Below are 23,969 nucleotides of genomic sequence, written 5' to 3'. Positions count from 1 at the left end.
AAGGGTATGTAGGGTTGGGAAAAAGGCTTGAGAATACACTTGATTATGAGCTAATTATACAAAATAGAGCAAACCAAGTAGCTAATACTGCTACTGAAAAAGCATTTCTTGGTATTTTTCGTAAAACCATTGAAACAGTAAACTCAATACTGACAGAGCAGTTTAACATACAATATACACGTGCAAAGAGTGCTTGGGGACTAACAAATAGAATTATCGCAAAAATAACATCCCTAACTTTTGCTATTTATTTAAACTTTATAACTCAACAACCTATCTTAGATATAAAAAACTTTATATTTTAACTAGCACAATTGGTAAACTACTAATTTTTTAACATATCAGTAAAACAAAATCTTAAATCAAAATGTTTAAGCAAGGTGTATTTTTTATTTCATTTCATCTTTTACTTCTCCAAGCGAAATTATAAATAATAACGTTTTTTTAGCCTTTAATTATATATAAAGCATTATTAGAGCTTTTTACTTATTCATAATCAGTAGGTTAAGTAAATAAATAATTTAATGATTTATAATTTACAAACTTTTTTTTTACTTTTTCTTAATTTTAAAAGTACCTAAATAGTTATTTTGGGAACACAGATGCTACTGATTTAACCGAATATGTAAAATCTGTGTTCCATCAATAGATTGAAAATCAGGTAATAAAAACTCTATTTCACTCAATACTTTCCTGCAAAAAAATAGGCTGCGGAGTCTGAAAACTCGCTAAACCTGTTTGTGTAGCTTTGTATGTGTGCGAATCAATTTGCTCTAAATTGAAAACTTCATGAATTATCTCTCTTTCAGGAAGATAAAATACTGTACCAGCCGTTACCCACTTTTTGAAAACACCTTTTTTAACAAAGTAACCTTTGGTATAGCTCTGATAAACAATGATTTCTACTTTTTCTATGTATTGGAAAAAATCTTTTGAATTGAAATCTTCCCAAATAATGCTTACTGCTTCATGTCCTCTTTGAATCAGTTTTTGTAATGCTAAGTGAACAAAATCAGAAGGATTTACATTTGCTACCTGCCAAATTTCTAAGGGTTGTTGATGCAAAGAAATAGCATAAACATACTGATAGCGAATATCTTGACAAACTATTTTATCAATTTTGATGTCCCAAGTTAGCACTTCTTCTAAGCAGTTTTCTGTTACCACTATCACAGGACTCCACTCTAAAAGTTGCCCTATGTTTTCATGGGATAAGTGCGTACCTGCGATAATCAAAGCGGGTTCTTGGGCATCTCTGACGATATGATGAGAAGACATGGCTTATTCCTATTTCCTCACCGTCCTTTGTTCTATGCGTTTTTCGTAGTTTTTTCCTTGAAAAATGCGCTTGACATATACGCCGGGCGTATGAATAAAATTGGGGTCAAGTTCTCCCGCAGGTACGAGTTCCTCTACTTCGGCAATAGTAATTTTTCCTGCTGTCGCCATCATAGGATTAAAATTGCGTGCTGTCCCCTTATAAATAAGGTTGCCTTCCGTATCGCCTTTCCATGCCTTGACAAAAGAAAAATCAGCCCTTAACCATTTTTCCATAAGATATAGCTTCCCGTCAAACTCTCTCACTTCTTTACCTTCGGCTACTTCTGTGCCTACACCTGCGGGTGTAAAAAATGCAGGGATACCTGCCCCTCCAGCCCTAATTCGTTCTGCCAAAGTGCCTTGGGGAATTAACTCTACTTGTAATTCTCCCGCTAAAAGTTGTCTTTCAAACTCTGCATTCTCACCCACATAAGAGGCTATCATTTTCTTGATTTGGTGGTTTTTAAGCAGTAAACCTAAGCCAAAATCATCTACTCCTGCATTATTGGAAATGCAAATTAGGTCTTTGATACCTTTCTTTAAAATTGCAGAGATGGCATTCTCAGGAATACCACACAAGCCAAAGCCTCCAAACATCACTGTCATTCCATCTTGCAAGCCAATGATGGCTTCTTCTGCATCTTGTACTACTTTATTCATTGGTTTATTGGTTGGTTATTAGTTCGTTCTTTCATTTTCTCTACTGTCTGTACTTTGACAAGGGAATCCTCGACCATAGTCAGTATGTACTCCATTTCCAAAGGCTTTTGCATATAGTAATCATAGCTTTGGCGATAAGCTAATGTATCTATGCCGTGCTTTTTTAAAATTTCTGCATGATAGGTTTTGTACAAGGCAGTGGCTCGCTGGTGGTCTATTGCCATCATAGAAACGCCTGCCTCTGCCATGTGAATCTCTGTAAGAAGTTGAATCATTTTCTCCCTACTAATCAAATGAGCAGGTGGAGGAGTTTCTGTTTCTTGACTGCTTCCACAGGCGTACAATATTCCTGCAAGGGAAAATAAAAATATGGCTATTGTTCTATATACGAGCATAGTTGTATGCTATAATTTTTTTATGAATGTTTTAAAAAGCAAAATTAAAGGAATTTTATACACAAGCAGTCAAAGTGGGCTTAAAACTTAAAAAGAAAAAATAAGCTAAGGATTGTTAGTGAGAGTTTTTATTTTCGTCAATTTCCTTTTTTAGCCTTTCTCGTATATCAATTTTTGCTTCACCAAAAGTAAAGATTGTAGTTCCCACTTCTCTCGCATATTTATTGGTAATAGAATCAAAAACTCGTGAAGTTTGAAAAAATGGTGCGGTTTCTTGAAGTTCCTCATTGACATTTCCTTGTTCTTTGACCCTAATTACATGCTCATATTTTTTTGATAAGTCAAACCAGTTGAGGTAATCGGCGTTAAAGGAAACCGCACTTATGTTTTGCTTTGTGTAGTAATTGATTGCGCCAGCCTGTCCATAGTTATCGCAAAGCACAAGCGTATTATAATTGTTGGGCAGACTTAAATACGCACTATCTACTTTCTGTGCCAGTTCGCGCCAGCCAAGCATATCTGCATAATCTTGTGGCAGCAGATGGTCTTTGCCGTCTTCCCAGCGAAGCATACCTAATTTTTTGTATTGTTCTGAATGTTGAATAATGTATTCAGGGCTTTTATTTGGGAAAGCAACATGATAAATAGCAGTAAAAAATAGTATCGGTATGCCAATAATAACAGGTTTGAGCAATTTTTCCCAAGATTGCCTATGGAGTATTTCTGAGAGAAACACAGAACCAAAGGCATAATAAATTGGATAGATACCAATGGCATAATAATCTTTTGCCTTGAAGTAAATAAAAATCAACAAGGTAAAAACAATGGAATAAAAGAAAATTCTGTACTTTTTAAAAGGTGGATAGAAAAGTAAGGCGTAAAATGATGCCAAAAGTACCACTATTGAGCCTATATTAAAAAGAATTTGCGATTTCAAAAAATCTAATCTATCTACATGAACTAATTGTCTTGATGCCAAAGCCCTTAAATGATAAAAAACAGGAAAGTTGTTGTTGAATTGCCAAAAAAGATTCGGAGCTATGAGCAGAATGCCTATAAAAATAGCCACATACAACTTTGACCGCATCAATATCTTTCTATGTTCTGAAAGCAATAAAGCCGGAATAATTCCGAGCAGCAAAAATACTACATTATATTTATTTAAAAATCCTACGGCAAATACTACTGCTCCAATAAAAATCCATTGCTGATTTTCAGTTTTCAGGTATTTGATTAGTACAAAATACAGCGTAGTCCAAGCTAATACATCAAAAGAGTTGGGTTGGTACAGAGTGTTTAATCGCAACAATACAGAAAATAATATGCAAGTTGCTCCTAAACTTAAAGCAAATAAATCGCCGCCAAGTTCTTCTATAACCTTCCAAACAATTAGCATAGTGAATGCACCATACAAGGCAGGAAAAAATTTTACCCAAAAAACTGAATTACCTAATAATTTGATTATGTACGAAGTCCAAGAGGTCAATGGTGGTACTGACAAGTAGCCCCATGCTAAATGGTTGGCTTGGTCAAGATGTAAATATTCATCACGATGTAAGTCATACTCTGGGCTTATTAATGAGTACTGAAGAATGAACTTCAATAAGATAAAACTTATTAAAATAAAGGACTTTTTAGTCATTGGTTTGTTATTTTTATGATTGGTCAGAAAACTGAGGCTTATTCGTGAGTCCTAACACAGTGCAAAAGTCCATAAACTTTTAAAGGTCTTTGTCTGCCAAGATGATAAAAGCTTGGCTACAAGTTAAGTATTCTCATTGTCTTAAAATCTTTTCCATTTTCTTGCCTTTAGCCAACTCGTCCACCAATTTGTCAAGATACCTAACCTTTCTTGTGAGAGGATTTTCAATGTCTTGCACTCGATATCCACAAATTACTCCAGTTATCAAACTTGCGTTTGGGTTTAGTTCTGCTCGTTCAAAAAATGTTTCAAAAGTTACGTTTTCGTTAATAAGTTTATTTAGCATTTCCTCATCAAATCCTGTCAGCCACTCTATTACTTGATGCAGTTCTTCTTTCGTCCTTCCTTTGCCTTCTACTTTTGTAAGGTAGTGCGGATAGACAGAGGCAAAAGTCATTTTTGCAATACGTTCGTTATGCTTATCTGTTATTTGCATTTTGTTAGAATTTTACTGACCACTAAAAAATATGTATGTACACATTTTACTACTAAAAACTTTCCTCTAAAACGGCTTCTTTAGCTTGTGCGGCGGCTTTGGCTTGCTCTTTTTTCCTATCAGATTTGAAGCCCCGATTTACTACATACACACTCAGCAAGATTAGTACAATGGAAAGCCAAGTAAAAACGTTCAACTTTTCATCTAATAGCCACCAACCTAAAAAGATAGCTACTAAGGGATTGATGTAGGTATAGAGAGAAACTACTGTAACGGGAAGGTGAGCCAATGAGTAAATGTAAGCACCGTAGCCTGTAATAGAGCCAAAAGTTACTAAGTACAAAATTGCCAACCAAGCTTGGTAATTGGAAAAGCTCAAAAAACTGTAATCGGTAGTGGTAAGCATACCAAATATGCTCATGACTACCCCTGTAAAAAGCAACTGAATTGTGGCTACTACAAAAGGATTCGCCGTAACTTTGTGCTTCTTGGTCAGCACCATTCCTAATGCCCAAGAAATATTGCAAAGAACCGCAAGAAAAAGCCCAAAACCAAATTTTTCAGAAGTAGAAACAAAAAGCCCGTCATAAAAAATAAGTATTAAACCTGCAAAGCCAACTACTAAGCCGATGAGTACCTGCCCGCTTACCCTGTCAGACTTATCAAATAAGAGATTCAGACCCAGTACCCAAAAGGGAAGAGAGGCGCAGATGATAGAGGCAGTATTGGTAGGCATGTAACGCAATGCCCACACCAATAAAGCATTTGCCAAACCAATCATTAAGAAGCCATTGATAGAAATAATGCTCATTTCTTTGAAGGAAGGTAGGGTGTGTTTTTTTACTCCAAAGAAATAAGCCCCTAACAGCGAGCCTGCTAAGATACAGCGAATCCCCGCTACAAAAGCTACAGGCATGGATTTGACAGCAATTTGAGAAGCGATAAAAGTAGTTCCCCAGAAAAAGCAAACACAGGCTAAGGCAATGTAGGCTTTGAAGTTACTCCGTGGCATGGATTTTAACAGTAAAAATATAGAATAAGAAAATATGCAATAAAATAGGCTATTTTTTAAAAAATAAGAAAAAAATTAGGTGCTATGTTTTATGGATAACAAAACTACTAACAAAGAGGCAAACCCAAAAGTTCAAAAGATGAAATGAAGTTTTTATTTCATGTAGGCTAAATCCACGACTATGCCTTCATAGCCATTTTTTTGCAATAATACCTCATTGTAAGTCAGGGCAGAGCGTTGCGACTGAAAAGGTCCTAAAATCACCTCGTAAATAGGTTTGCCCTCTTTCTCGTCCAGATGCAAAATGATATTGCGATGGAATTTGGATTGCAAAAATTTGATTTTTTCTAAGGCTTCTTCGTAAGCAAAGAAAGTCCCCATTTTTACTCCAAAACCTTCTGACTTTTGGGTTTCCATATATACTTTAAAAAGTCCTTTGCCCTTAGGCTGTACAAAAGCGGCACGTGGAGGGTCATCATTCTTATAGAGATACTCGCCAGTAGGAGTTCCTCTGATAGGGGCATTTCTTTTGAGCAAAGCTATCATCTGTTTGGCATCTAAGAAACCGTCTATCCGCTCTGAAACCATGCCCTCTGGGGTAAAAACGATAATCATAGGGAAAAATACTACACTGTATTTTTCTGCTATCTTTTTTCCCTCGGTAATGGTAGCTTCTGCATCAGCCATATATCCATAGTAGTTGGCGGAGGCGTACTTGACAAAATCTGCATCAGTAAATATTGTTTCATTCATTTTCTTGCAAGGCATACACCAATTAGTGTAAAAATAAGCAAAGTAGGGCTTATTCTCTGCTTTGGCTCTGGCTTGCAAGTCTGCAAATCTGCCTGAAAAAAAAGGAAAACTCTGCCCTAAGCACACATATAAGCTATTGAAAAACAAAAAAATGAATGTTAAGTTTTTTATCATATTCAGTTCGGCAAGTATTTACATGAAATTCCAACAAAAATCCCGTGCAATTTTTTTGACAAATTTAAAATTTTTATCCGAGATTCAGTACCTTAGCAAAAATCTTAACATATCTTAATCTTCAAAAATTTACATTATGAACTTGAATGAGATTGTCCCTCTTATCAATAATTTATTGGTAAATTATGCTACCAAAATTGCTCTTGCATTAATTACGCTTATTGTAGGTTTGTGGGTAGTAGGTTTAATTTCCAAATTACTCAGCAAATCTATGGAAAGCCGCAAAATAGACAACAGCATCAAGCCTTTTTTGCTAAGTTTGGTAAGCGTATCCTTGCGTATCGTACTTTTGATTAGTGTAGCCTCTATCTTAGGAATTGAAACGACCTCTTTTGTGGCTATTGTAGGTTCGGTAGGTTTAGCCGTAGGTTTAGCTTTGCAGGGAAGCCTTGCAAATTTTGCAGGAAGTGTACTCATTTTAATTTTTAAACCCTTCAAAGTCGGCGATATTATCCAAGCACAGGGACACATAGGCACGGTAAAAGAAATCCAAACCTTTAATACTGTGTTACTTACCCCAGACAATAAAATCATTATTCTGCCTAATGGTTCTTTGGCGGGTGGGGCGATTGTGAATTTGTCAGCAGAGGAAAATCGTCGTTTAGATTTTGTTTTCCGATTAGAACCTTCGGTTGATATTAGCAAAGTCAGAACTACTTTATTAGAGGTAGCTCAGAGAGAGCCTCTTAGCCTTGCTACCCCTGCCGCAGGAGTAGTGGTGAGCGGTTTCTTTGACAATGGGATAGAAGTAACCTTAAATATGTGGGTCAAATCAAAGGATTTTGTGGCTTCCTATTGGGGAGTTTTGTTTAGTCTTAATGAAAATGTGCTTGAGGCGTTTAGGAAAGAAGGCATCAAACCTCCTCAGCAAGTAAGACAAGTATTTTTGCACCAAAAATAATGCGATTGCTTTGGTAATCCGATTTGCATTGGGTCTATATAATAGCAATCTTTACTCTGAACCCCTAAATATTCTCAACATCTTTAGGGGTTTTAGCATAAAACTAATTGAGTTTAAACTTGCTCACTCCTTCTTTGAGCTGTTGGGCGATGTTAGCCAAATCCTTGCTGGTCGCTGTTACATCTCCCACCGTATTATTCAACTGAATAGAAGAACTTGCTATTTCTTGCGTACCTGTGGCTGTTTGCTCTGAAACGACTACTATTTTTTCTATATTCTTGACTACTACGCTGATAGCTTCTTTTTGCTCTTGTGTAGCCAATAATATTTCCTTAGAAAGTACTAAGTTCTGCGTGCTATTTTTATTGATTTCATCAAAAACATTTTGTGCTTCTAAGGTAGCTTTATTGCCATTTTCCACATTAACTTGCATTTTTTCTATCGCTTTATTGGAAAGGGCTACATCTTTCTGCACATCTCTGATGACTTTCTCAATTTCAGTAGCAGAGCGACGAGAATCCTCGGCTAATTTTTTGATTTCCTCTGCCACAACTTGGAATCCTCTACCTGCATCTCCTGCACGGGCAGCTTCTATTGAGGCATTGAGGGCGAGCAGATTCGTTTGGAAAGCGATTTCAGTAATTACATTCAAGGTTCTGGAAATTTCCTCTGAACGATTGCTCAAAGTAGCAATCGAGGTAGAGGTAAAATTAGCAGACTTAGCGATTTCATTCATATTCTCCACTACAGATTTTATTATCTTCAAGCCGTCTTCGCAGCTTCTCTGACCCATTTCTGCGGCTCTGTCTATGATAGTAGCTTTGGAAGCCATCTCATTGGAAGACTTCAAAATATTTTCTACTAAACGAGAAGATTCGTCTGTACGCGCAGCTTGCTCTTGCGCTCCGTCTGCCATTTGTTGGATTGCCGTAACTACTTCGGTAGTATTTACTTTCATGCCTTCGGCTTTTCTGAGCATATTATCAGAGGCTTGGGCTACGTGCTTGGCACTTGTTTCTATATTTTTCAGTAACTCATTGAGGTTTTTTATAGCAATGCTGAGTGCATTTATCATGTCGGCAATGTCTCCTTGTGCTTTGATGTCTGTTTTTTGCGTCAAATCACCCATAGACAGTCCTAAAACCACTTTATTGATTTCCATGATTGGTTGGAAAATGGATTCTAATAACAAATTAATAGAATCGACCAAGTCTTTCCAAGAGCCTTCTATTCCTGTTAATTTAAGCCTTTCGCTTAAAATGCCTTCCCGACCAGCCAAATCCACCACTCGGTTTATTTCTTTGACGATGCTCTGTAAAGTATTTCGCAACTCTATGTTATCTTTGACCATTTTGGCGATTTCACCTTGTGCTTTGCTTTCATCTATTTCAAATCGAGTATCAAAGTTTCCATTTTTTAGTTGATTTAAAAATTTGCTCACTGCCTGCAAAGAGAGCGTAAAGTCAGTAATATCATTGGCTAACTTAATCACTTTTACTACTTCTCCCTTCTCATTGGTAATCGGGGTATAAGTAGCATTTAGCCATACTTCTTTGCCGTCTTTAGTTCTTCTTTTGAAATTTCCTAACTGTGAATTTCCAGATAAGATTTTTTTCCAATGATTTTTGTACTCTTCGCTTTCTGCATGGGCTTTATCTACAAAAATTTGATGATGCTTGCCTTTGACTTCCTCTAAGCTGTAGCCCATTAAATCAAGGAAAATTTTATTTGCGTTCAGTATGTTGCAATTTGCATCAAATTCAACAAAAGCAAAGGCAGAGTTAATAGCTGTCAGTTGGGCAGTCATTTCCCGTTCTCTTTCTTGCAGTTTCACTTGGGTAGCACCAAGCATTTCTAAGTTTTCCCGTAATGTTTTCTCTGTGGCATCTCTTTGATTGCGTAGTTCTACTTCCTTAGTAATATCTTTTATAAAGGCGGTAAAAGTAGGTTTGTTATCTTCTTGGCTTTCAGCAATGGTCAGCAAAATAGGCACTGTATTGCCTGTTTTAGTAAGTGCTTCTACTTCCCTTCCAATGCCTATAATTTTAGCTACGCCCGTTTGCATGTAGTTTTGCATATAGGTATCATGCTGGCGAGCATGGACAGCAGGCATGAGTATATCTATTTTTTTACCTAAAACTTCATCTCGGTTATAGCCCCACAGTTGCTCTGCGGCTTTGTTAAAAAATTCTATGACTCCATTAGCATTGGCAGAAACTACTGCGTCATAGCAACCTTCTAAGATTCTCTCATAGCGTTTGATAGTTTTAATTACACTTTCCTCTGCCTTCTTCCTTTTGTTTTCATTTTCTACCTCTGCTCGTATGTTGCGAATAAAAGCAGTGAAAAGAGGGTTTTCTCCCATTGTTGCCTCTGTAATGGTAAGATGAATAGGGACAGTTTCCCCACTTTTAGTGATTGCTTCTAACCTTCTGCCTATGCCTATTACTTTGGCTTGGTGGGTTTGCAGATAGTTACTCATGTAGGAATCATGATTGCGAGAGTGTTCCTCTGGCATGAGGATTCGTACATTTTTGCCTATGATTTCCTCTTTGGAATAACCCCAAAGTGCTTCGGCGGCTTTGTTAAAAAACTCAATCTTGCCATATTGGTCAGAAGTAACCACTGCATCATTACAATTTTCCAATACACTTTCAAAGCGTTTGGCGGTTTCTGCTACTAATCTTTCACTTACTTTTAATTGCTCCTGAGCCTCAAACATTTTCTCCATAGTCTGGCGAAGATTGTCCTGAGTAGCTTCTAATTCCTCTAAGTTTTGGCGTAGTTCCTCTTCGGAAGCCTGTGCTTTGGCTAACTGCTCTTGGATTGTTTGTTCTAATTCCTTTTGCTTAGTGATGTCTTTGGCATATTTGACTATTTTGTAAGGCAAGCCATTTAGGTCCAAGATAGGCGTGTAAGTCCCTTGAATCCAGACAGTATTGCCATTTTTATCTATCCGCTTAAATTCGCCGTTTAGTGCTTCCCCTTTTCTCAATTTTAACCAAAACTGCCTGTATTCTGTGCTGTATTTCTCTTCTTCTGTAACTAAAAGACTATGGTGCTTGCCTTCTATTTCATGGGCTTCATACTTAAAAATCTCCGTAAATATTGGATTTACTTTTTTCAAATTGCCTTCTAAGTCAAACTCTATAACAGCATTGGTTCTATTAATAGCTTCTAATTGGCTTTGCACATCATTATTTCTTAGGCGTTCTTGGGTAACGTTAATGGCTATTTTGATAATGCGACTGACTTGCCCCTTTTCATCAAAAACAGGTGTATAAGAACCACTAATCCAAACATCTTCTCCTTTTTTAGTCAGTCTTTTGAAAGTTCCTGAGATGTGTTTGCCCGCTCGCAAATCTGTCCAAAATTGCTTATATTCTTCCGATTGAGCATATATTGAATCTATGAAAATGCGATGATGCGTATTTTTTACTTCATCTAAAGTATAGCCCATCATATCCAAAAATAAATCATTGGCTTTGAGAATATACCCTTGCGTATCGAACTCCACAAAAGCAAAAGAATTATTAATGGCATTCATCTGCCCTGTTAGCTCTATATCTCTTATTCGGAGTTGCTCTTGGGTAGAGGTAAGTTCCTCCATATTTTGACGTAACTCTTCTTCCGTAGCTTGGAGTTCCTCTATTTGATGCTGATTTTCTGCTCGGATTTGCTTAATCTGTTCCTCGTAGTTTGCAATCTTTTGCTGATAGCTTTGATGTACTTGTTCTAACTGCTCCAGATTTTGCTGTAATTCTTCTTTGTATTCTTCTTTTTCGCTCATCAGTTGCTTCTCACGAGAAATATTTTTGGCAAAAATAGCCAAAGCAGGTTTGCCGTCTTGCTGGGTTTCTACCACTTTGATACGAATAGGTACATAACCACCTCTCTTGAGTACTGCTTCTGCTTCTTTGCCTTCTGAGAAATTCTCTTTTGGGCTTAAATAGTTCACTATGAAACCTTTTTCTTTGTCTTCCCAGTCGCTTTGGACTAAGGCAGAAACCGAAGAGCCAAGTGCTTCCTCTTTGGCATAACCCCACAAATGCGCCGCCGCTCTATTGTAAAAAATAATTCTTTCAAAGGGGTCAATGATAACCACAGGTTCTTGGCTACTTTCTAAAAGTTGCTCACAATCGCTAATATTTAAACTTTTCAACTGTTCATGAATAGGCAACTGTTTGATTTGTTTTTGTTTTTCTTCTTCAGAGGAAAAGAAAAAATTTTCATTTAACTCATTCATATCGATTTGATAGTAAGAAGGTGCATATTATTTGGAAGCCGTTATTTCCACATCATTACTGCAGTGGGAAATATAAGTAAAATTAACATTTTAAAATCTTATACACCAAATAACTTTGTGAAATTATTGCATGTTATTTAAATCGCATTGATTAATGCGATTGCTATTTTGGATTAATTTATACTCAATCAAAAGTGGTTTTGAGATTTTCTTTACTCCAAAGTCCCGTTTCTCTGACACTTTCCTTGTAAAACTTATGTAAGCATTGGACTTTCAGACTAACACAGTAGGTGTGCTATTTTTGTAGAAAATAATGAATAAAACCGCGTAGCGGTGGCATATTTCACGCCTACGGACTTGCTGAATGTTGGGCTTGCTCTTTTCTACCAAGATGACAGCCCTACGGGCTTAAAGTTAGATGTAGTATTGTTCATTGGAAAAAGTGTCAGAGAACCAAAGTCCCTTTCTCAGCAAGAGAAAGGGATTGAAAAATCATTTTATTTTGAGTATAATAAACAAAATTATAAGATACTAAATTTTTTTTTATTTGTTTGCAACTTTTTGCACACAATTAGGGTCTTATATTTAGAAGCGTCTTCCCACATATCCATCACATTTTATTTGAAATTTTCCATATATTTTCTATGGAATAATTTATGAGGTTACATCTTGTTTATAGCATTGCTGTAAAAAGCACAATTAAACCATACTAACACTTTAAAAATAATAAATTCTTCTTAAAATCACTTAACTTTTAAATCAGTATGGAACGTTACACACCAAAACCACAAACCCAAGGCGAACGCAGAACTGATAATACGCCAGCTCCTGTAAAAACTCAGCAAGAGCAAGACAAGGAGATAAAAAATATCAGTCAGGGACTTGCCAACCTTTGTTGGAAGATGTTTAGCTATATTGCTTATTTAATGGGAAGTAAAAGATGAAAAGTATTTGATAAAGAATAACTTATATTCCTTTTACTTCCCAATAAGCCCTGCTTGTTGGGAAGTTTTGTTTTATGAGGAAATCGCTTCTGATAAATAATCAACCACTATTTCTGTTTTAGGATTCGAGAAGACGTATGCTTAAATGATGATATAGCCTCAACCAGCTATTTTCTTATTTGATTTCTCTGACTTCTTGTTGGCAGGGAATTGGTATGTTCAGAATGTTGTAAACGTTGCGATTATAAGAAAAATGCCACCATTCTGTCGACAAGGCTCTGAAGCCATTTTTTTCTAAGACTTGTTTCAGTACTCGTCTATTACTAAGCACTTGCTCTGGGAGTTTGTTGTAGGTGATGTGAGCCTCTTCCCCGAAGAAGTCGTAAGGTGTACCCATATCCAACTCTTTACCGTTGTTATCTACCAAAGTCAAATCTACAGCGCAGCCTCTGTTGTGCATTGAGCCTTTGTAAGGGTTGCCTACATAGCGTTTGTCAGGTGTCAAGTCCCACATTTTGAACTGCACAGAATGAGGACGATACCCGTCAAAAATCTTTATCCTATACCCTAATTTTTTAAATTCCTTGTGAGCATTGAGCAAATCTTTGGCTACTTTTTTTCTTAGGAAGGCTCTTGGACAATCGTACAGCACTTGCTTGGTAAAGTTGTCCTTAGTGGCATATTTTATATCTAACATAAAATCAGAATCATAGCGTATGAGTTCGACCATAGCTGTATCATGCAGAGTTTCATAGTATAGGCTATCTTCTTTGGTATAGGATAAATGGGGCGAAGCATTTTCTGTAATGGGAAATAGGGCTTGGATAGAAATGAAAATGGTTATAGGTAACAGAACAAAAATAAAATTGATAGGTTTCATAGGAAAAAAGTTTAATTTTTACAAAATTAGAGAAATTTTTACAATACTGTATCAAATATACTTTTCTGTGTTGCTGATTAGATAATCTATTTTTTTAGTAGTTTTACCTTAAAGCAAAATTAATTTTGTTATGTTACCCCTTTTTACAATTTTGATTTACCACTTGGGTTTGGTATTTCAGCTTTTTACTTTGCCAAAACTCAAACTTGGAGGGCTTTTGCTGACTCTTTGCTTGCTTCCAGCAAGAACGACTAATTGCGAACAGAGATTCACTTTCTTCTTCAAAACCCAATATGACCATACTTTTTGGATAGGAGAAGATTTATATGGCGAATGTGGACAGTCTAATCTTATTCAGATTTTTTTGAAAGAAGGGAAGCCCTTAGTAAAAAAAATGGAATTAGTACATTTTGAGAAGTGGGAATGGGTTGAGCCTGTGAAAAAAGCGATGCGAACAGAAAAACCTTATGTCTTTATACCTAATAGCAATAAAATTATTGACGATGCCATCACAGGAATAAAAATGAAACCTCCTAAATCAAACAATCGCTTATATAATCTATTTGCAGAGAATTTTGCAGAAAACTGCGCCCGTCAGTGGAATAACTCCATGAAAGAAGATGGCATAGACACGCCACAAACTTGGGACATAGATTTGGATTTGGTCTATTATTATCCTGATGGATTGTATTTTAACTACGATATAGAAAAGGTTTGCGTGTTTCCAGAAAGCAGCCTTCTTCTTGTCATGACCAAAAACAAAGAAAGATGTGCAGGTGGCGATACCATGGATGGTTTTTTGATTTTTAAGTTTAAAAATATATGAGAGTCTATACAGGATTGCACAGAGGGAGTAGCCATAAAAACTATTGTGAGGATTTTCTTCTGACCATTCCTATTAGTAAACAAATCTTTGTAGGCATGGTAGCCGATGGATGCTCGGCAGGCAAGCATGCACATTTTGCGTCTGCCTTTCAGTGCAAACTCATGCGAAAAGTTATTTGTACAAATACTTTTATTCAAAAAGACATACCCGTTCAACTCCTTGCTAATAGGCTTTTACTGTCCTGGATGCAAGATTTGAAATATTTTAAACAGGAAATGCTGATTCCTGAAAATGAACTGCTATCTACTTTTATCTTATTGATTTACAATGCAGAAACCAAGCAAGCCTACGTCACAGCCTTAGGAGATGGGGGAGTACTGATAAATCAAGATTTGCACGAAATAGACCAAAATAACTGCCCAGATTATCCAATATACCATATAGAAGATTCAGAGGAGGAGTGGTTAGACTACTTCAACGAACAGTCTTTTTTGATAGAAGTACCCTCCCAAGTAGGCATAGCTACCGATGGGATTTTTTCTTTTTATCATACACAAAACATTAGGGAGATTCCCGAAAGCAAATTTGCAGACTACCTCATGCGAGATACAAGCCTTAAAGACTATGAGGATATGATTCAGCAGAAAATTTACATACTACATGCCCAATTTGCGGCACAGGCGTATGACGATATTGCAGTGATAAGGCTATTGTTTGACAATCATTTGGAAATAAAAGTATTTTAAAAATCTGATTTCCTCTACCAAATAGTATTTTTACATTAAATTTGAGCAAAAAATGAATTAAAATGGTATAAATGCCTGTGAAACCCAACATCAATATCCAAGCTATCTGCTCTATTGCCGTACAAGCAGGAAAAAAACTCTTAGAGTTTTACAGAAAAAATGACTTGCAAGTCCAATATAAAGAAGACAACTCTCCCGTTTCTGCGGCTGATTATGCCGCAAACAAAATAATCACAGGAGAAATAGAAAAATTAGCTTATTCCTTTCCTATATTATCAGAAGAAGGCGCGGATATTCCTTATGAAGTGCGCAAAGACTGGGAAACTTTCTGGCTGATAGACCCCTTAGATGGTACAAAAGAATTTATCAAAGGCAATGATAATTTTACGGTGAACATAGGCTTGGTGTATCAGTCTTTCCCTATTGCAGGGGTCATTTACCTTCCCGTAAATGATGTACTCTATTTTGCAGATAAAAATGGAGCGTTCAAGCAAATAGCAAGTGGAGAGCTAATTCGCTTACAACTCCCTCAAGAGCCAGATTATCAAAACCTAAGAGCAGTAAAAAGTAGTAGTAACGCCTATCGCCCTGAGGAATACGAAGTACTCAAAAAACTAAATGTCAAGCAAATTACACCTATAGGCAGTGCCGTCAAATATTGTATGATAGCAGAGGGTAGTGCAGATATTTATTACCGCCAAAGTCCTAATATGGAATGGGACTCTGCTGCAGGGCAAGCTATCATAGAAATCAGTGGGGGAAAAGTCTTAGATGCAAACAAGCAACGGTTTGCTTATAACAAGCCCTCGCTCATTAATGGAGAGTTTATTTGTTATGGGTTTGGAGATAGCAGTAAGTTGATTTAACTCATTGGTTATAAGCGAACAGAATCTATAATACAAAGTTTCGCATAGAGCAAACACACCTCTATGAGTTCCTAAAAAATGTATTTTTAAATCTACTTACGCTATTTTATCAATAAAATTCTTTATCTTGAAAGCAAAAATTAGAGAAAGAAAATGAAAAAGTATTTTTTAGCATTGATAATCAATGTCTTATTTTTTATTTCATGCAATACTTTTTACAACGAACATCAGAAACTTCCTAACTTGAAATGGGAAAGGTCGCAAGAAATCGCCTTTGAGGTAGATGTGCCAGAGGCTAAAAATTATACTATCAATATTCATCTGCGTCATACCTCGCAAATTCAGTATGGAGAGATAGAAGTGAAGTTAGCTATTATCCCTTCAGCCTCTAATGACATACAAGCCATTGACAAAGAGATAATTATTCCTATCCGTGATAAGCAGACAGGGCATCTGCTGGGCGATGCTATGGGCGACATTTGCGATACAACCTACAAGTTTCCCTTCAAGTTCGAGAAAAAAGGCAAGTATAAGTTAGTACTAAGCCAACAGACTGAAGATGAGAGTGTTGCATCTATCATGGAAGTAGGCATATCCATTGAAAAATAGTAGAGGCTATCTATAAACATGGTATTATGCTTTTAGAGATTTTTCCAATAGATAAAAGTAATTGTCCAAGAGGTCTGCATCTTTGATTTTGTAGTAATAAGTAATGATACGCATTTTTCGCTGAATAACTTGCAGTAAACCAGTAATTTGACTCCAAAGGACAAAGGCTACTTCTATGGGATTAATGTTAGGGTTAATACTTTTATCTTCTATGCCCTTTTTAATTGCATTAATCAGTACACTAATGACTGCATTTCCTCCTTCTAAGGATTCTATCGTATGTTGGGAGTCCATGTTTCGCTTATCAAATAGGTCGTTTTGAAAGTGAAGAATGGCATTAAAATAGCCTAAGTGTTGTTTAGAAAATTCTATGTAGGCATTAGAAATAGCTTTGACATTTTGCAAACCCGTTTCAGCAGGTACAACCGCTTCTTTGAGCTTGCGTTTGAGTGCGATAAAACCTCTAATGATGATAGCCTTGTAAAGTTCTTCCTTACTTTTAAAATATAAATACAGCGTTCCTTTACTTAGTTCTGCTTCCAAAGCAACCTGGTCCATAGAAGCATTTTCTATGCCTTCTTTGAAGAAAACACGTTCTGCAGCATCTATAATGACGTTACGCCTTTGAATTTTCTCTCGTTCTTTTCTTTCAAGTACACCCATGAAAAAGTGATGTGTTATTTTTCAGGTGCAAAATTCGCATTTTTTCGGATAAAATGAAATTATTGACAGAACTTTCCCAAAGGCAACGAAAAAGTAAACTTTACTTAATACTCTCTAACAAACTTTCCAAGCCCATGCCCCTTGACCCTTTCACGAGCAGATAGCTATTTTTTAGCTGATTTTCTTGTAAATATTTTTGCAAGTCGTCTTTATTTTCAAAAAAATAAAGTTGAGGAAAGTTTTTTGCCAAAGAAATACCTACTTTATGAAATTCTTTTCCACAGAAAAAAGCTTTAGGAAAGTTCATATCTGCTACTAAATCAATTATTTCCTTGTGTTTATCTTCACTGAAGCTGCCAAGTTCGAACATGTCTCCTAAGATGACTACTTTATTCTGAGCAGGCATTTGTGCAAAGTTTTCTAAGGCGGCTTTCATGCTCGATGGATTGGCGTTATAAGCATCTAAAATGAGTGTATTGCGGTCTCCTTTAATGACTTGTGAGCGATTATTAGTTGGGATATAGTTAGCAACCGCTTGGTGTGCCGCTTGCATCTCTACACCAAAATATTTCCCTACGCATAAGGCTGTAAGTATATTATCAAAATTATATGCGCCAAGTAGTTGTGTTTCAATAGTTTTTCCTGATTCATTTTTGTAAATTATGTAAGGAGAGGCTGATAAAATTTCAGCATAGTAAAAACTTTCAGGTGTACCGTAATAGATTACTTTGGCTTGCCCACTTCGCTCAAACCGCTTGCCCATGTTATGCAAAATGGGATTATGAGCATTGATAAAAGCAGTCCCCCCTCTTTTTAATAAATGGTCGTACAACTCACTTTTTGCCCTCAAAACTCCTTCAAAACTGCCAAAACCTTCCAAGTGTGCCTGCCCAATATTGGTAATCAGACCGAAATTAGGCTCGGCTATCGCACAAAGTTCTTGAATATCCCCCACATGGTTTGCTCCCATTTCTATCACGGCTATCTCATCTTTTTCGGTGATTTCCAATAAGGTAAGTGGAACGCCAATGTGGTTATTCAAGTTGCCTTGTGTAGCTTTGGTTGTAAATTTGGTGCTTAATACAGCATTGACTAACTCTTTAGTCGTAGTTTTTCCATTCGTGCCTGTAATGCCAATGAAAGGAATAGGAAGCGTATTTCTATGAAAATTTGCCAAATCTTGCAAGGCTTTTAAACTATCTCTTACTAATAGAAACCGCTCAGAGGTGTTGAAATCTGCCTCATCTATTACTGCATACTTTGCCCCCTTGTCTAAGGCTTGTTGGGCAAAATAGTTAGCATTAAAATTGCTTCCTTTGAGAGCGACAAAAAGGCAGTCCTCTTTGATTTTACGAGTGTCAGTGCAAATCCCTGAGCATTGGCGAAAATAGGCATACAGTTCGGGAGTAGTAAGCATACTAAAAGTTTATTTGATGATTTCTTGTACGATTTCGTCTATTTCTTGCATTTCTTGGCTGAGGTTTTTCTTGATTTCCACCCTCAGCTTACCTAATTGCAGACCCTCAATTTTTATATCTTTGTCAATGTTTTTCAAGAATTCTGCTGTTTTTTCGTGTGCTATCCTCCCTAATTCTGCCAGTCGCGAATGCTTCTCATTTTTTTCACTAAACTTCGGAAAATAGACATCAAGGATTTTTTTGTGAACGTGTCTTGCTCCAAAAAGCCCTTTTGCTTGGAAGTCTTTCATCATCAAGTTTGGTGCAGTAGAGTTTAAGATAGCTGTTAAGTAATTGGCTTCTTTTAATGAATCAGTATAATAGACATAGCTTATGCTATCTACAATAAACTCTCTATCAAAATCTTCTCTTTTTACTACCGCCGCATTAGCATCTTTGGCAGAGGCAGTATAAATCACTAAATAAGGTGCATTTAAGTTTTGTTGAGTCAAGCCTCTATGAAAATTAAGTCTATCATTTCCTGACATATTTTTAGACTTATTGGTTTTAAGCACATTCCATATATTATCTCTGTCTTGAAACCAAATACTGACATACATTTGTCCTAAATCAAGAAATTCGTCAGGGGTATGGATGGCTATACTTTTTTGCTGTTTTTCATCTACATCTATAGTAATAGGTAAAACGACTAAATCGGGTTGATGTACTGAAAAAGGTAAGATGCTTTTAGCAAGCGCAGTGCGAAAAACAAACTTAGTTTCTACCCTACCACTAAACTTTATGCCCTTCCATGGAGCTTTTGCCTCTTTTGCAATATCTTTGGACGTTTTAAGATGAGTATGTTTTGCTTCCCAATCGATAGAAGCTTGATTAAGTTGTACAAAATAAAAAGCACGAGGTACAATAGTAGCCCCTTGTTTAAAAAGTTTTCTATATGGGTTAATTTTATGCTCTATTTTCTGTTGTCGAGTAGAAAAAGCAGTAGCTTTTCCTTGCTTGATGTAAAAATAGGTTTGCGGATTTTCTTTTAGTTTAGTTTGGGCAATTTCCCAGTTACAGTTGTGAGAAGGCAAGCGTCCCGCCAAAGAAAGCCCTTTCAATCCTTCTTTGGGTAATTCCTTTTTTACTTCTGACTTTTCAGCGAATAGTACGCAACTTGGCACGTTGAACAGAGGGCTTACCTCATTTAAGTCCCAAATCTGAGTAAGGGCAAAACCTTTTGCTTTTCCGCTTCGAGTATTGTCGTGCTGGTCTGCACTAAAAAAACTGCGAGGAAGTACAAAAGCCAATTTTCCATTATCTTTTAAAAAATAACTGCTGCAATAGCTCATAAAAATTGCGGCAATTTCCAAATGTGGGAAATTTCTTACTGCACTTGGCTTGACAAAATAGTTTTCAGCAATAACACTAAGTTGGTTCTGATACTGTTCGTTCTTAATAGAACTGTACGTAAACCAAGGCGGATTGCCAATAATATAGTTAAACCGTTTAGAAAAAAAATACGGCATATAAATATTTTTGATAATAAAACTCCAAATAGAATCGCGCTTTTTCTCTTTTACTTCTTTAAAAGCAAGGTAAAGCTTGTAGAAACTTTCAGAAATATTGCCATTGAAACCATGATTCTCTGTTTGATTTTTAATGATATTAACCAATGCTTCTTTTTTGATAGGACTCTTATGTAATGTCTGGTTTGCTATACTATCACAAATATCTATGGCGGCGTTGAAAAGAAAGTTATCATCAAGGATTTGCGTGCTTAAAATGACTTGGGTTTTGTCTATTTGCAAGGAAAACTCGCCTCCAAAAAGGTTTTCTACGCCTTCGGGTGCAAGCAGAGAATTTGCCAAAATCACATTGATATAAATAGGTTTTTGCTTTTTCCTAATTTCTTTTCCAAACAAAATCAAGATGTTAGTCTTAGCTATCTGCACACTCAAGGGGTGAATGTCTATGCCATAAATATTTGCACTGATTTCCTCAAAAGTCATTTCAGGGTGCAACTCCTTCAAACGGCGGATAGCGGCTACCAAAAACGAACCGCTCCCGCAAGAGGGGTCTAAGATTTTATCCGTTTTTTTGAAATTATATTCATTCACAATTCTTTCGCAAAGCCAGTCAGGAGTGTAATATTCGCCAAGTACGTGTCGAGTATCGAGGTCTATCAACTCTTGGTAAACACCTTTGAGAATGTCCTCGTCTATGTCATTAAAGTCATAAGTAGCGATTTTTTGGGCAATTACCCTGAATACTTTGGTCAGCATGGGGAAATTTTGCGGATTGCCAACCCAGTGAAAAAAGTCATTTTCTATAAACCTGTCTATATTGTTCTTTTCAAAGATTTTTCCACTCATAATTTCTGCTAATTCCGCCTCTTCTATAAACTCCTTGCTGCTAATAGACGAGTAAGCAATCAGTTTGGCAAAAACACTTAAATAGGTGTGAATGAGAAAATTATCATCGCTTGCGTCAAAAGAACCGTAAGCAATGGAAAGAAACTTACGCCACTGCTCCACTGAAACTTGTATCTCACCGTATTTTTTTATCTCGTTGTATTGCTTAGATAGCTCCCTAAAACAATCTATAAAAACGTGGCTTTTTTGCCCAAAAGCCTCAACCATGCGTCTGAGAGTAGCTTTTTGCTTTTCTTCTTTGAACAAAAATTGGTCAATCCAAAAATAAAAATCTTCGGCATTGGTTTCGTCCAAAGTAAAAGACGCACTCTCTACTTCATTGAGAATCAATTCATGCTCTTGTAAAGTTTCCAATAAATTCAACTGCGAAATATCAGGGGCAAAGACTTTCCAAGTGATAAAGTCGGAAGCAATCAAGGTAAAATTATAGCCCTCACCAGAGTTGAACTGCCCCAATAGATAACCCGCCAACTGTTCTTTGGCGTGTTTGAGGTTAGGCTTGAGGTCATTTTCAAACTCTATGATGATTTTGTTGTAAAGCGTATCTGCACTGCCTCGGCGGATTTTATCCTTGCGAGGAATATTGAGGATAGTCGTTTCTGCTCCTCCTGTCATTTCATCTATTACACGTTCTACCGTTTCTGAGCCGGCATAAAGACGGTGCAATAGGTCTTTAAACAACTCTTTCTTAGTGAGTTCCTTGTTGAGTGCTTGGAGTCTTTCCCTGTACTTTTGGATAATTTCTACTTTTTGTGTAAGTGTAGGCACTTTTTAAAAGTTGTTTGAGTTAATGTTTAATTCCGTTAGGAATGGTATATTGGTAAAAATTCTAAAATCATTAGGCTAAAATAACCCCGTAGGAGTGGCATATCTCACCCTTGCGGGGTTCTTCTCATCTCAAAAATCTATTTTCTACCAATATTTCACTCCTTCGGAGTTATTTCAAATAGTTTTTTAGATTTTGATTAAAATAAAACGCAAGTTAGAGAAAAAGATAAAGATAAACAAGTTGATACTTTGAATGCAAAAAAATTGAGTATTGATTTGTGGAATCCTGCCTAAGCCATCATCTTACCTACAAACAATCCACCAAACTAACATCTAATACCCAATATCTAAACATCAATGCTTATGAGAAATTTAAAATCATTTTTTAAAAAAACCTTGTATATCAGCATTTTGCTATTTTTTATATGGGCTTGCCAAGGAGGCAGAGAAGCTAATAGACAGCAAAATATTAAGCCCTTAGGGAATATTGAGAGTGGTAAAGCGGGCGAAGAAAAACACTCAAACATAGCTGATAAAAGTACGGCAAGTCCTCCGCCAAGTAACTTGGACGTATTAAATAATTTGAGTAAGTTGTACCTAAGCCAAAGTAATGCACTACAAAGTGAATTATCAAGGGAAAGGCAGCAGCTATTAATGGAACATAAAGAGTTGTTACAACAAAGACCGAATAATGCCAATAAGCAAGACGAGGAAGATGGCAACTTTAACACTGAGGAGTACAGCAAAATTGTGGAAAATCAGTTCCAAAATCCTAAAAATGCACCACTTTCTACTTTTTCTATAGATGTGGACAAAGCCTCTTATTCCAACAGTCGCCGCATGATAATAAACGGGCAGATGCCTTACAAAGACGCTGTTCGTATAGAAGAATTTGTAAACTACTTTGATTATGAGTATCCAAACCCTACAGGCGAGCATCCTTTTTCTATCATTACCGAAGTTTCTTCTTGTCCTTGGAATCCTGAAAACCAATTAGTACATATTGGCTTGCAAGGCAAAAAACTGGATTATGACAAGCTTGCCCCTTCCAACTTGGTATTCTTGATAGACGTTTCTGGTTCTATGGCTGGTGAAAATAGATTGCCTTTGCTCAAATCTTCTTTAAAACTTTTAATCAATGAATTAAGTGAAAAAGACAAAATTGCTATTGTAGTGTATGCAGGCGCCGCAGGTTTGGTGTTGCCTTCTACACCTGCTTCTGAAAAAAGTAAGATTATCAAGGTATTGGACAAATTAGAAGCAGGAGGTTCTACGGCAGGTGGGCAGGGCATCAAATTAGCCTACCAAGTAGCTAAGGAAAATTTCATCGCAGAGGGCAATAATCGCATTATCTTAGCTACTGACGGCGATTTCAATGTGGGCGTTTCCTCTACTTCCGAACTGGTAAGATTGGTAGAAGAAAAAAGAAAAGAGGGCATATTCCTGACCTTGTGTGGCTTTGGTATGGGCAACTACAAAGATGACCGCATGGAAGAAATTGCTAAAAATGGCAACGGCAATTATTTCTACATTGACAATATCAACGAAGCTAAAAAGGTATTTGTCAAAGAGATGCGTGCTACACTTTTCACTATTGCCAAAGACGTAAAAATTCAAGTCGAGTTTAACCCTGCCAAAGTGCAAGCCTATCGCCTAATTGGCTACGAAAATCGCATGCTCAAAGATGTGGACTTTAATGATGACAAAAAAGATGCAGGCGAGCTTGGAGCGGGACATACTGTTACTGCCCTCTATGAGATAATTCCCGTAGGTGTAAAATCTGAGTACCTCAAAAGTGTAGATGATTTGAAATATCAGAGCAATCAAAACACCAATGCTGCTAACAATGATGAACTAATGACCATTAAGTTTCGCTATAAAAAACCCAGCGAGGATACCAGCCAGCTCATGACTCATGTGCTAAAAGATAAAAGTAAAAAATTAGAAGAAACCAGCGACAACTTTCGTTTTTCTGCTTCAGTTGCCGAGTTTGGATTGCTATTAAGAGATTCTGAATTTAAGGGCAATGCCAATTATAATCAAATAATTAGCTTAGCCAAAGGAGCGAAAGGGAACGATAGCGAAGGCTACAGAGCTGAATTTATCCAACTGGTAGAGAATTGCCAACTGATGCAAGGAGAAAAAACACAAGACTAAGACATACTCAAAAATTTTC

Annotated in this window: 20 protein-coding genes; 8 read left to right on the top strand and 12 right to left on the bottom strand. The window is 36.7% G+C overall.

The annotated features are described in order from the left end of the window. Positions 1–305, top strand: a 305-nt coding sequence (locus tag BM141_RS23065; protein WP_394331678.1) for a hypothetical protein, incomplete at its 5' end; no start/stop codon positions are given. 373 nt (positions 306–678) lie between these two features. Here the strand turns inward: BM141_RS23065 and BM141_RS17255 are convergent. From BM141_RS17255 to BM141_RS17225, 7 genes are all read right to left on the bottom strand, one after another. Further along, positions 679–1,278, bottom strand: coding sequence for a hypothetical protein (locus BM141_RS17255; protein ID WP_091548716.1), 600 nt, complete (start codon positions 1,276–1,278; stop codon positions 679–681). 9 nt (positions 1,279–1,287) lie between these two features. Continuing rightward, positions 1,288–1,980, bottom strand: coding sequence for a CoA transferase subunit A (locus tag BM141_RS17250; RefSeq protein WP_091548715.1), 693 nt, complete (start codon positions 1,978–1,980; stop codon positions 1,288–1,290). Then, positions 1,977–2,375 (bottom strand): DUF4296 domain-containing protein, encoded by a 399-nt coding sequence (locus BM141_RS17245; protein ID WP_091548714.1) that lies wholly within the window; start codon positions 2,373–2,375, stop codon positions 1,977–1,979. The genes BM141_RS17250 and BM141_RS17245 overlap by 4 nt, the downstream gene beginning before the upstream one ends. Positions 2,376–2,490: 115 nt before the next feature. After that, complete coding sequence (locus BM141_RS17240) at positions 2,491–4,017, bottom strand: glycosyltransferase family 39 protein (RefSeq protein WP_091548713.1); 1,527 nt, start codon at positions 4,015–4,017, stop codon at positions 2,491–2,493. A gap of 133 nt (positions 4,018–4,150) precedes the next feature. Beyond that, complete coding sequence (locus BM141_RS17235) at positions 4,151–4,513, bottom strand: DUF2200 domain-containing protein (protein ID WP_091548712.1); 363 nt, start codon at positions 4,511–4,513, stop codon at positions 4,151–4,153. A gap of 52 nt (positions 4,514–4,565) precedes the next feature. Next, positions 4,566–5,525 (bottom strand): DMT family transporter, encoded by a 960-nt coding sequence (locus BM141_RS17230; protein ID WP_091548711.1) that lies wholly within the window; start codon positions 5,523–5,525, stop codon positions 4,566–4,568. A 153-nt stretch (positions 5,526–5,678) separates the two neighbouring features. After that, positions 5,679–6,452: a thioredoxin fold domain-containing protein gene (locus BM141_RS17225; RefSeq protein ID WP_091548710.1), complete on the bottom strand. Its 774-nt coding sequence runs from the start codon at positions 6,450–6,452 to the stop codon at positions 5,679–5,681. 136 nt (positions 6,453–6,588) lie between these two features. Here BM141_RS17225 and BM141_RS17220 point away from each other — a divergent pair, with 136 nt between their 5' ends. Further along, a complete protein-coding gene (locus BM141_RS17220) occupies positions 6,589–7,413 on the top strand; it encodes a mechanosensitive ion channel family protein (RefSeq protein WP_091548709.1) in 825 nt (274 codons plus the stop codon). A gap of 103 nt (positions 7,414–7,516) precedes the next feature. Here the strand turns inward: BM141_RS17220 and BM141_RS17215 are convergent, their stop codons facing one another. Continuing rightward, the gene (locus BM141_RS17215; protein ID WP_091548708.1) at positions 7,517–11,659 is read right to left on the bottom strand and encodes a PAS domain S-box protein; all 4,143 of its coding nucleotides are present in this window, start codon (positions 11,657–11,659) and stop codon (positions 7,517–7,519) included. Positions 11,660–12,423: 764 nt separating this feature from the next. On the opposite strand from BM141_RS17215, the gene BM141_RS17205 reads away from it, so the two are divergent. Next, a complete protein-coding gene (locus tag BM141_RS17205; RefSeq protein WP_091548706.1) occupies positions 12,424–12,603 on the top strand; it encodes a hypothetical protein in 180 nt (59 codons plus the stop codon). Positions 12,604–12,778: 175 nt separating this feature from the next. Here BM141_RS17205 and BM141_RS17200 read toward each other — a convergent pair whose 3' ends face one another. Next, on the bottom strand, positions 12,779–13,483 hold the full coding sequence (locus BM141_RS17200) for a M15 family metallopeptidase (protein WP_221407702.1): 705 nt from the start codon (positions 13,481–13,483) through the stop codon (positions 12,779–12,781). A 130-nt stretch (positions 13,484–13,613) separates the two neighbouring features. On the opposite strand from BM141_RS17200, the gene BM141_RS17195 reads away from it, so the two are divergent. The 4 genes from BM141_RS17195 (at position 13,614) to BM141_RS17180 (ending at position 16,530) form a co-directional block, all read left to right on the top strand. Further along, complete coding sequence (locus tag BM141_RS17195; protein ID WP_091548705.1) at positions 13,614–14,309, top strand: hypothetical protein; 696 nt, start codon at positions 13,614–13,616, stop codon at positions 14,307–14,309. After that, positions 14,306–15,055: a protein phosphatase 2C domain-containing protein gene (locus BM141_RS17190; protein ID WP_091548704.1), complete on the top strand. Its 750-nt coding sequence runs from the start codon at positions 14,306–14,308 to the stop codon at positions 15,053–15,055. The genes BM141_RS17195 and BM141_RS17190 overlap by 4 nt, the downstream gene beginning before the upstream one ends. Before the next feature lie 77 nt (positions 15,056–15,132). Then, positions 15,133–15,921 carry a 3'(2'),5'-bisphosphate nucleotidase CysQ gene (gene cysQ, locus BM141_RS17185; protein ID WP_245764096.1) on the top strand — a complete coding sequence of 263 codons (789 nt, stop codon included), beginning with the start codon at positions 15,133–15,135 and terminating at the stop codon, positions 15,919–15,921. A gap of 153 nt (positions 15,922–16,074) precedes the next feature. Beyond that, positions 16,075–16,530 carry a gliding motility lipoprotein GldH family protein gene (locus BM141_RS17180; RefSeq protein ID WP_091548702.1) on the top strand — a complete coding sequence of 152 codons (456 nt, stop codon included), beginning with the start codon at positions 16,075–16,077 and terminating at the stop codon, positions 16,528–16,530. Positions 16,531–16,554: 24 nt separating this feature from the next. Here the strand turns inward: BM141_RS17180 and BM141_RS17175 are convergent, their stop codons facing one another. The 3 genes from BM141_RS17175 to BM141_RS17165 all read right to left on the bottom strand — a co-directional run bounded on the left by BM141_RS17175 (position 16,555) and on the right by BM141_RS17165 (position 21,793). After that, the gene (locus tag BM141_RS17175; RefSeq protein WP_091548701.1) at positions 16,555–17,193 is read right to left on the bottom strand and encodes a TetR/AcrR family transcriptional regulator; all 639 of its coding nucleotides are present in this window, start codon (positions 17,191–17,193) and stop codon (positions 16,555–16,557) included. Between the two features lie 100 nt (positions 17,194–17,293). After that, positions 17,294–18,610, bottom strand: coding sequence for a UDP-N-acetylmuramoyl-tripeptide--D-alanyl-D-alanine ligase (locus BM141_RS17170; RefSeq protein WP_091548700.1), 1,317 nt, complete (start codon positions 18,608–18,610; stop codon positions 17,294–17,296). 9 nt (positions 18,611–18,619) lie between these two features. Beyond that, positions 18,620–21,793 carry an N-6 DNA methylase gene (locus tag BM141_RS17165; protein ID WP_091548699.1) on the bottom strand — a complete coding sequence of 1,058 codons (3,174 nt, stop codon included), beginning with the start codon at positions 21,791–21,793 and terminating at the stop codon, positions 18,620–18,622. A gap of 363 nt (positions 21,794–22,156) precedes the next feature. Between BM141_RS17165 and BM141_RS17160 the strand changes: the two genes are divergently transcribed. After that, entirely contained in the window at positions 22,157–23,950 is a 1,794-nt protein-coding gene (locus BM141_RS17160) for a vWA domain-containing protein (RefSeq protein ID WP_245764095.1), read from the top strand. The last annotated feature ends 19 nt before the right edge of the window (positions 23,951–23,969 follow it).

Origin of the sequence: Thermoflexibacter ruber, from assembly GCF_900113045.1 — a bacterium.
Classification (GTDB): Bacteria; Bacteroidota; Bacteroidia; order Cytophagales; family Thermoflexibacteraceae; genus Thermoflexibacter; species Thermoflexibacter ruber.
This window is presented reverse-complemented; position numbering and strand designations above follow the sequence as displayed.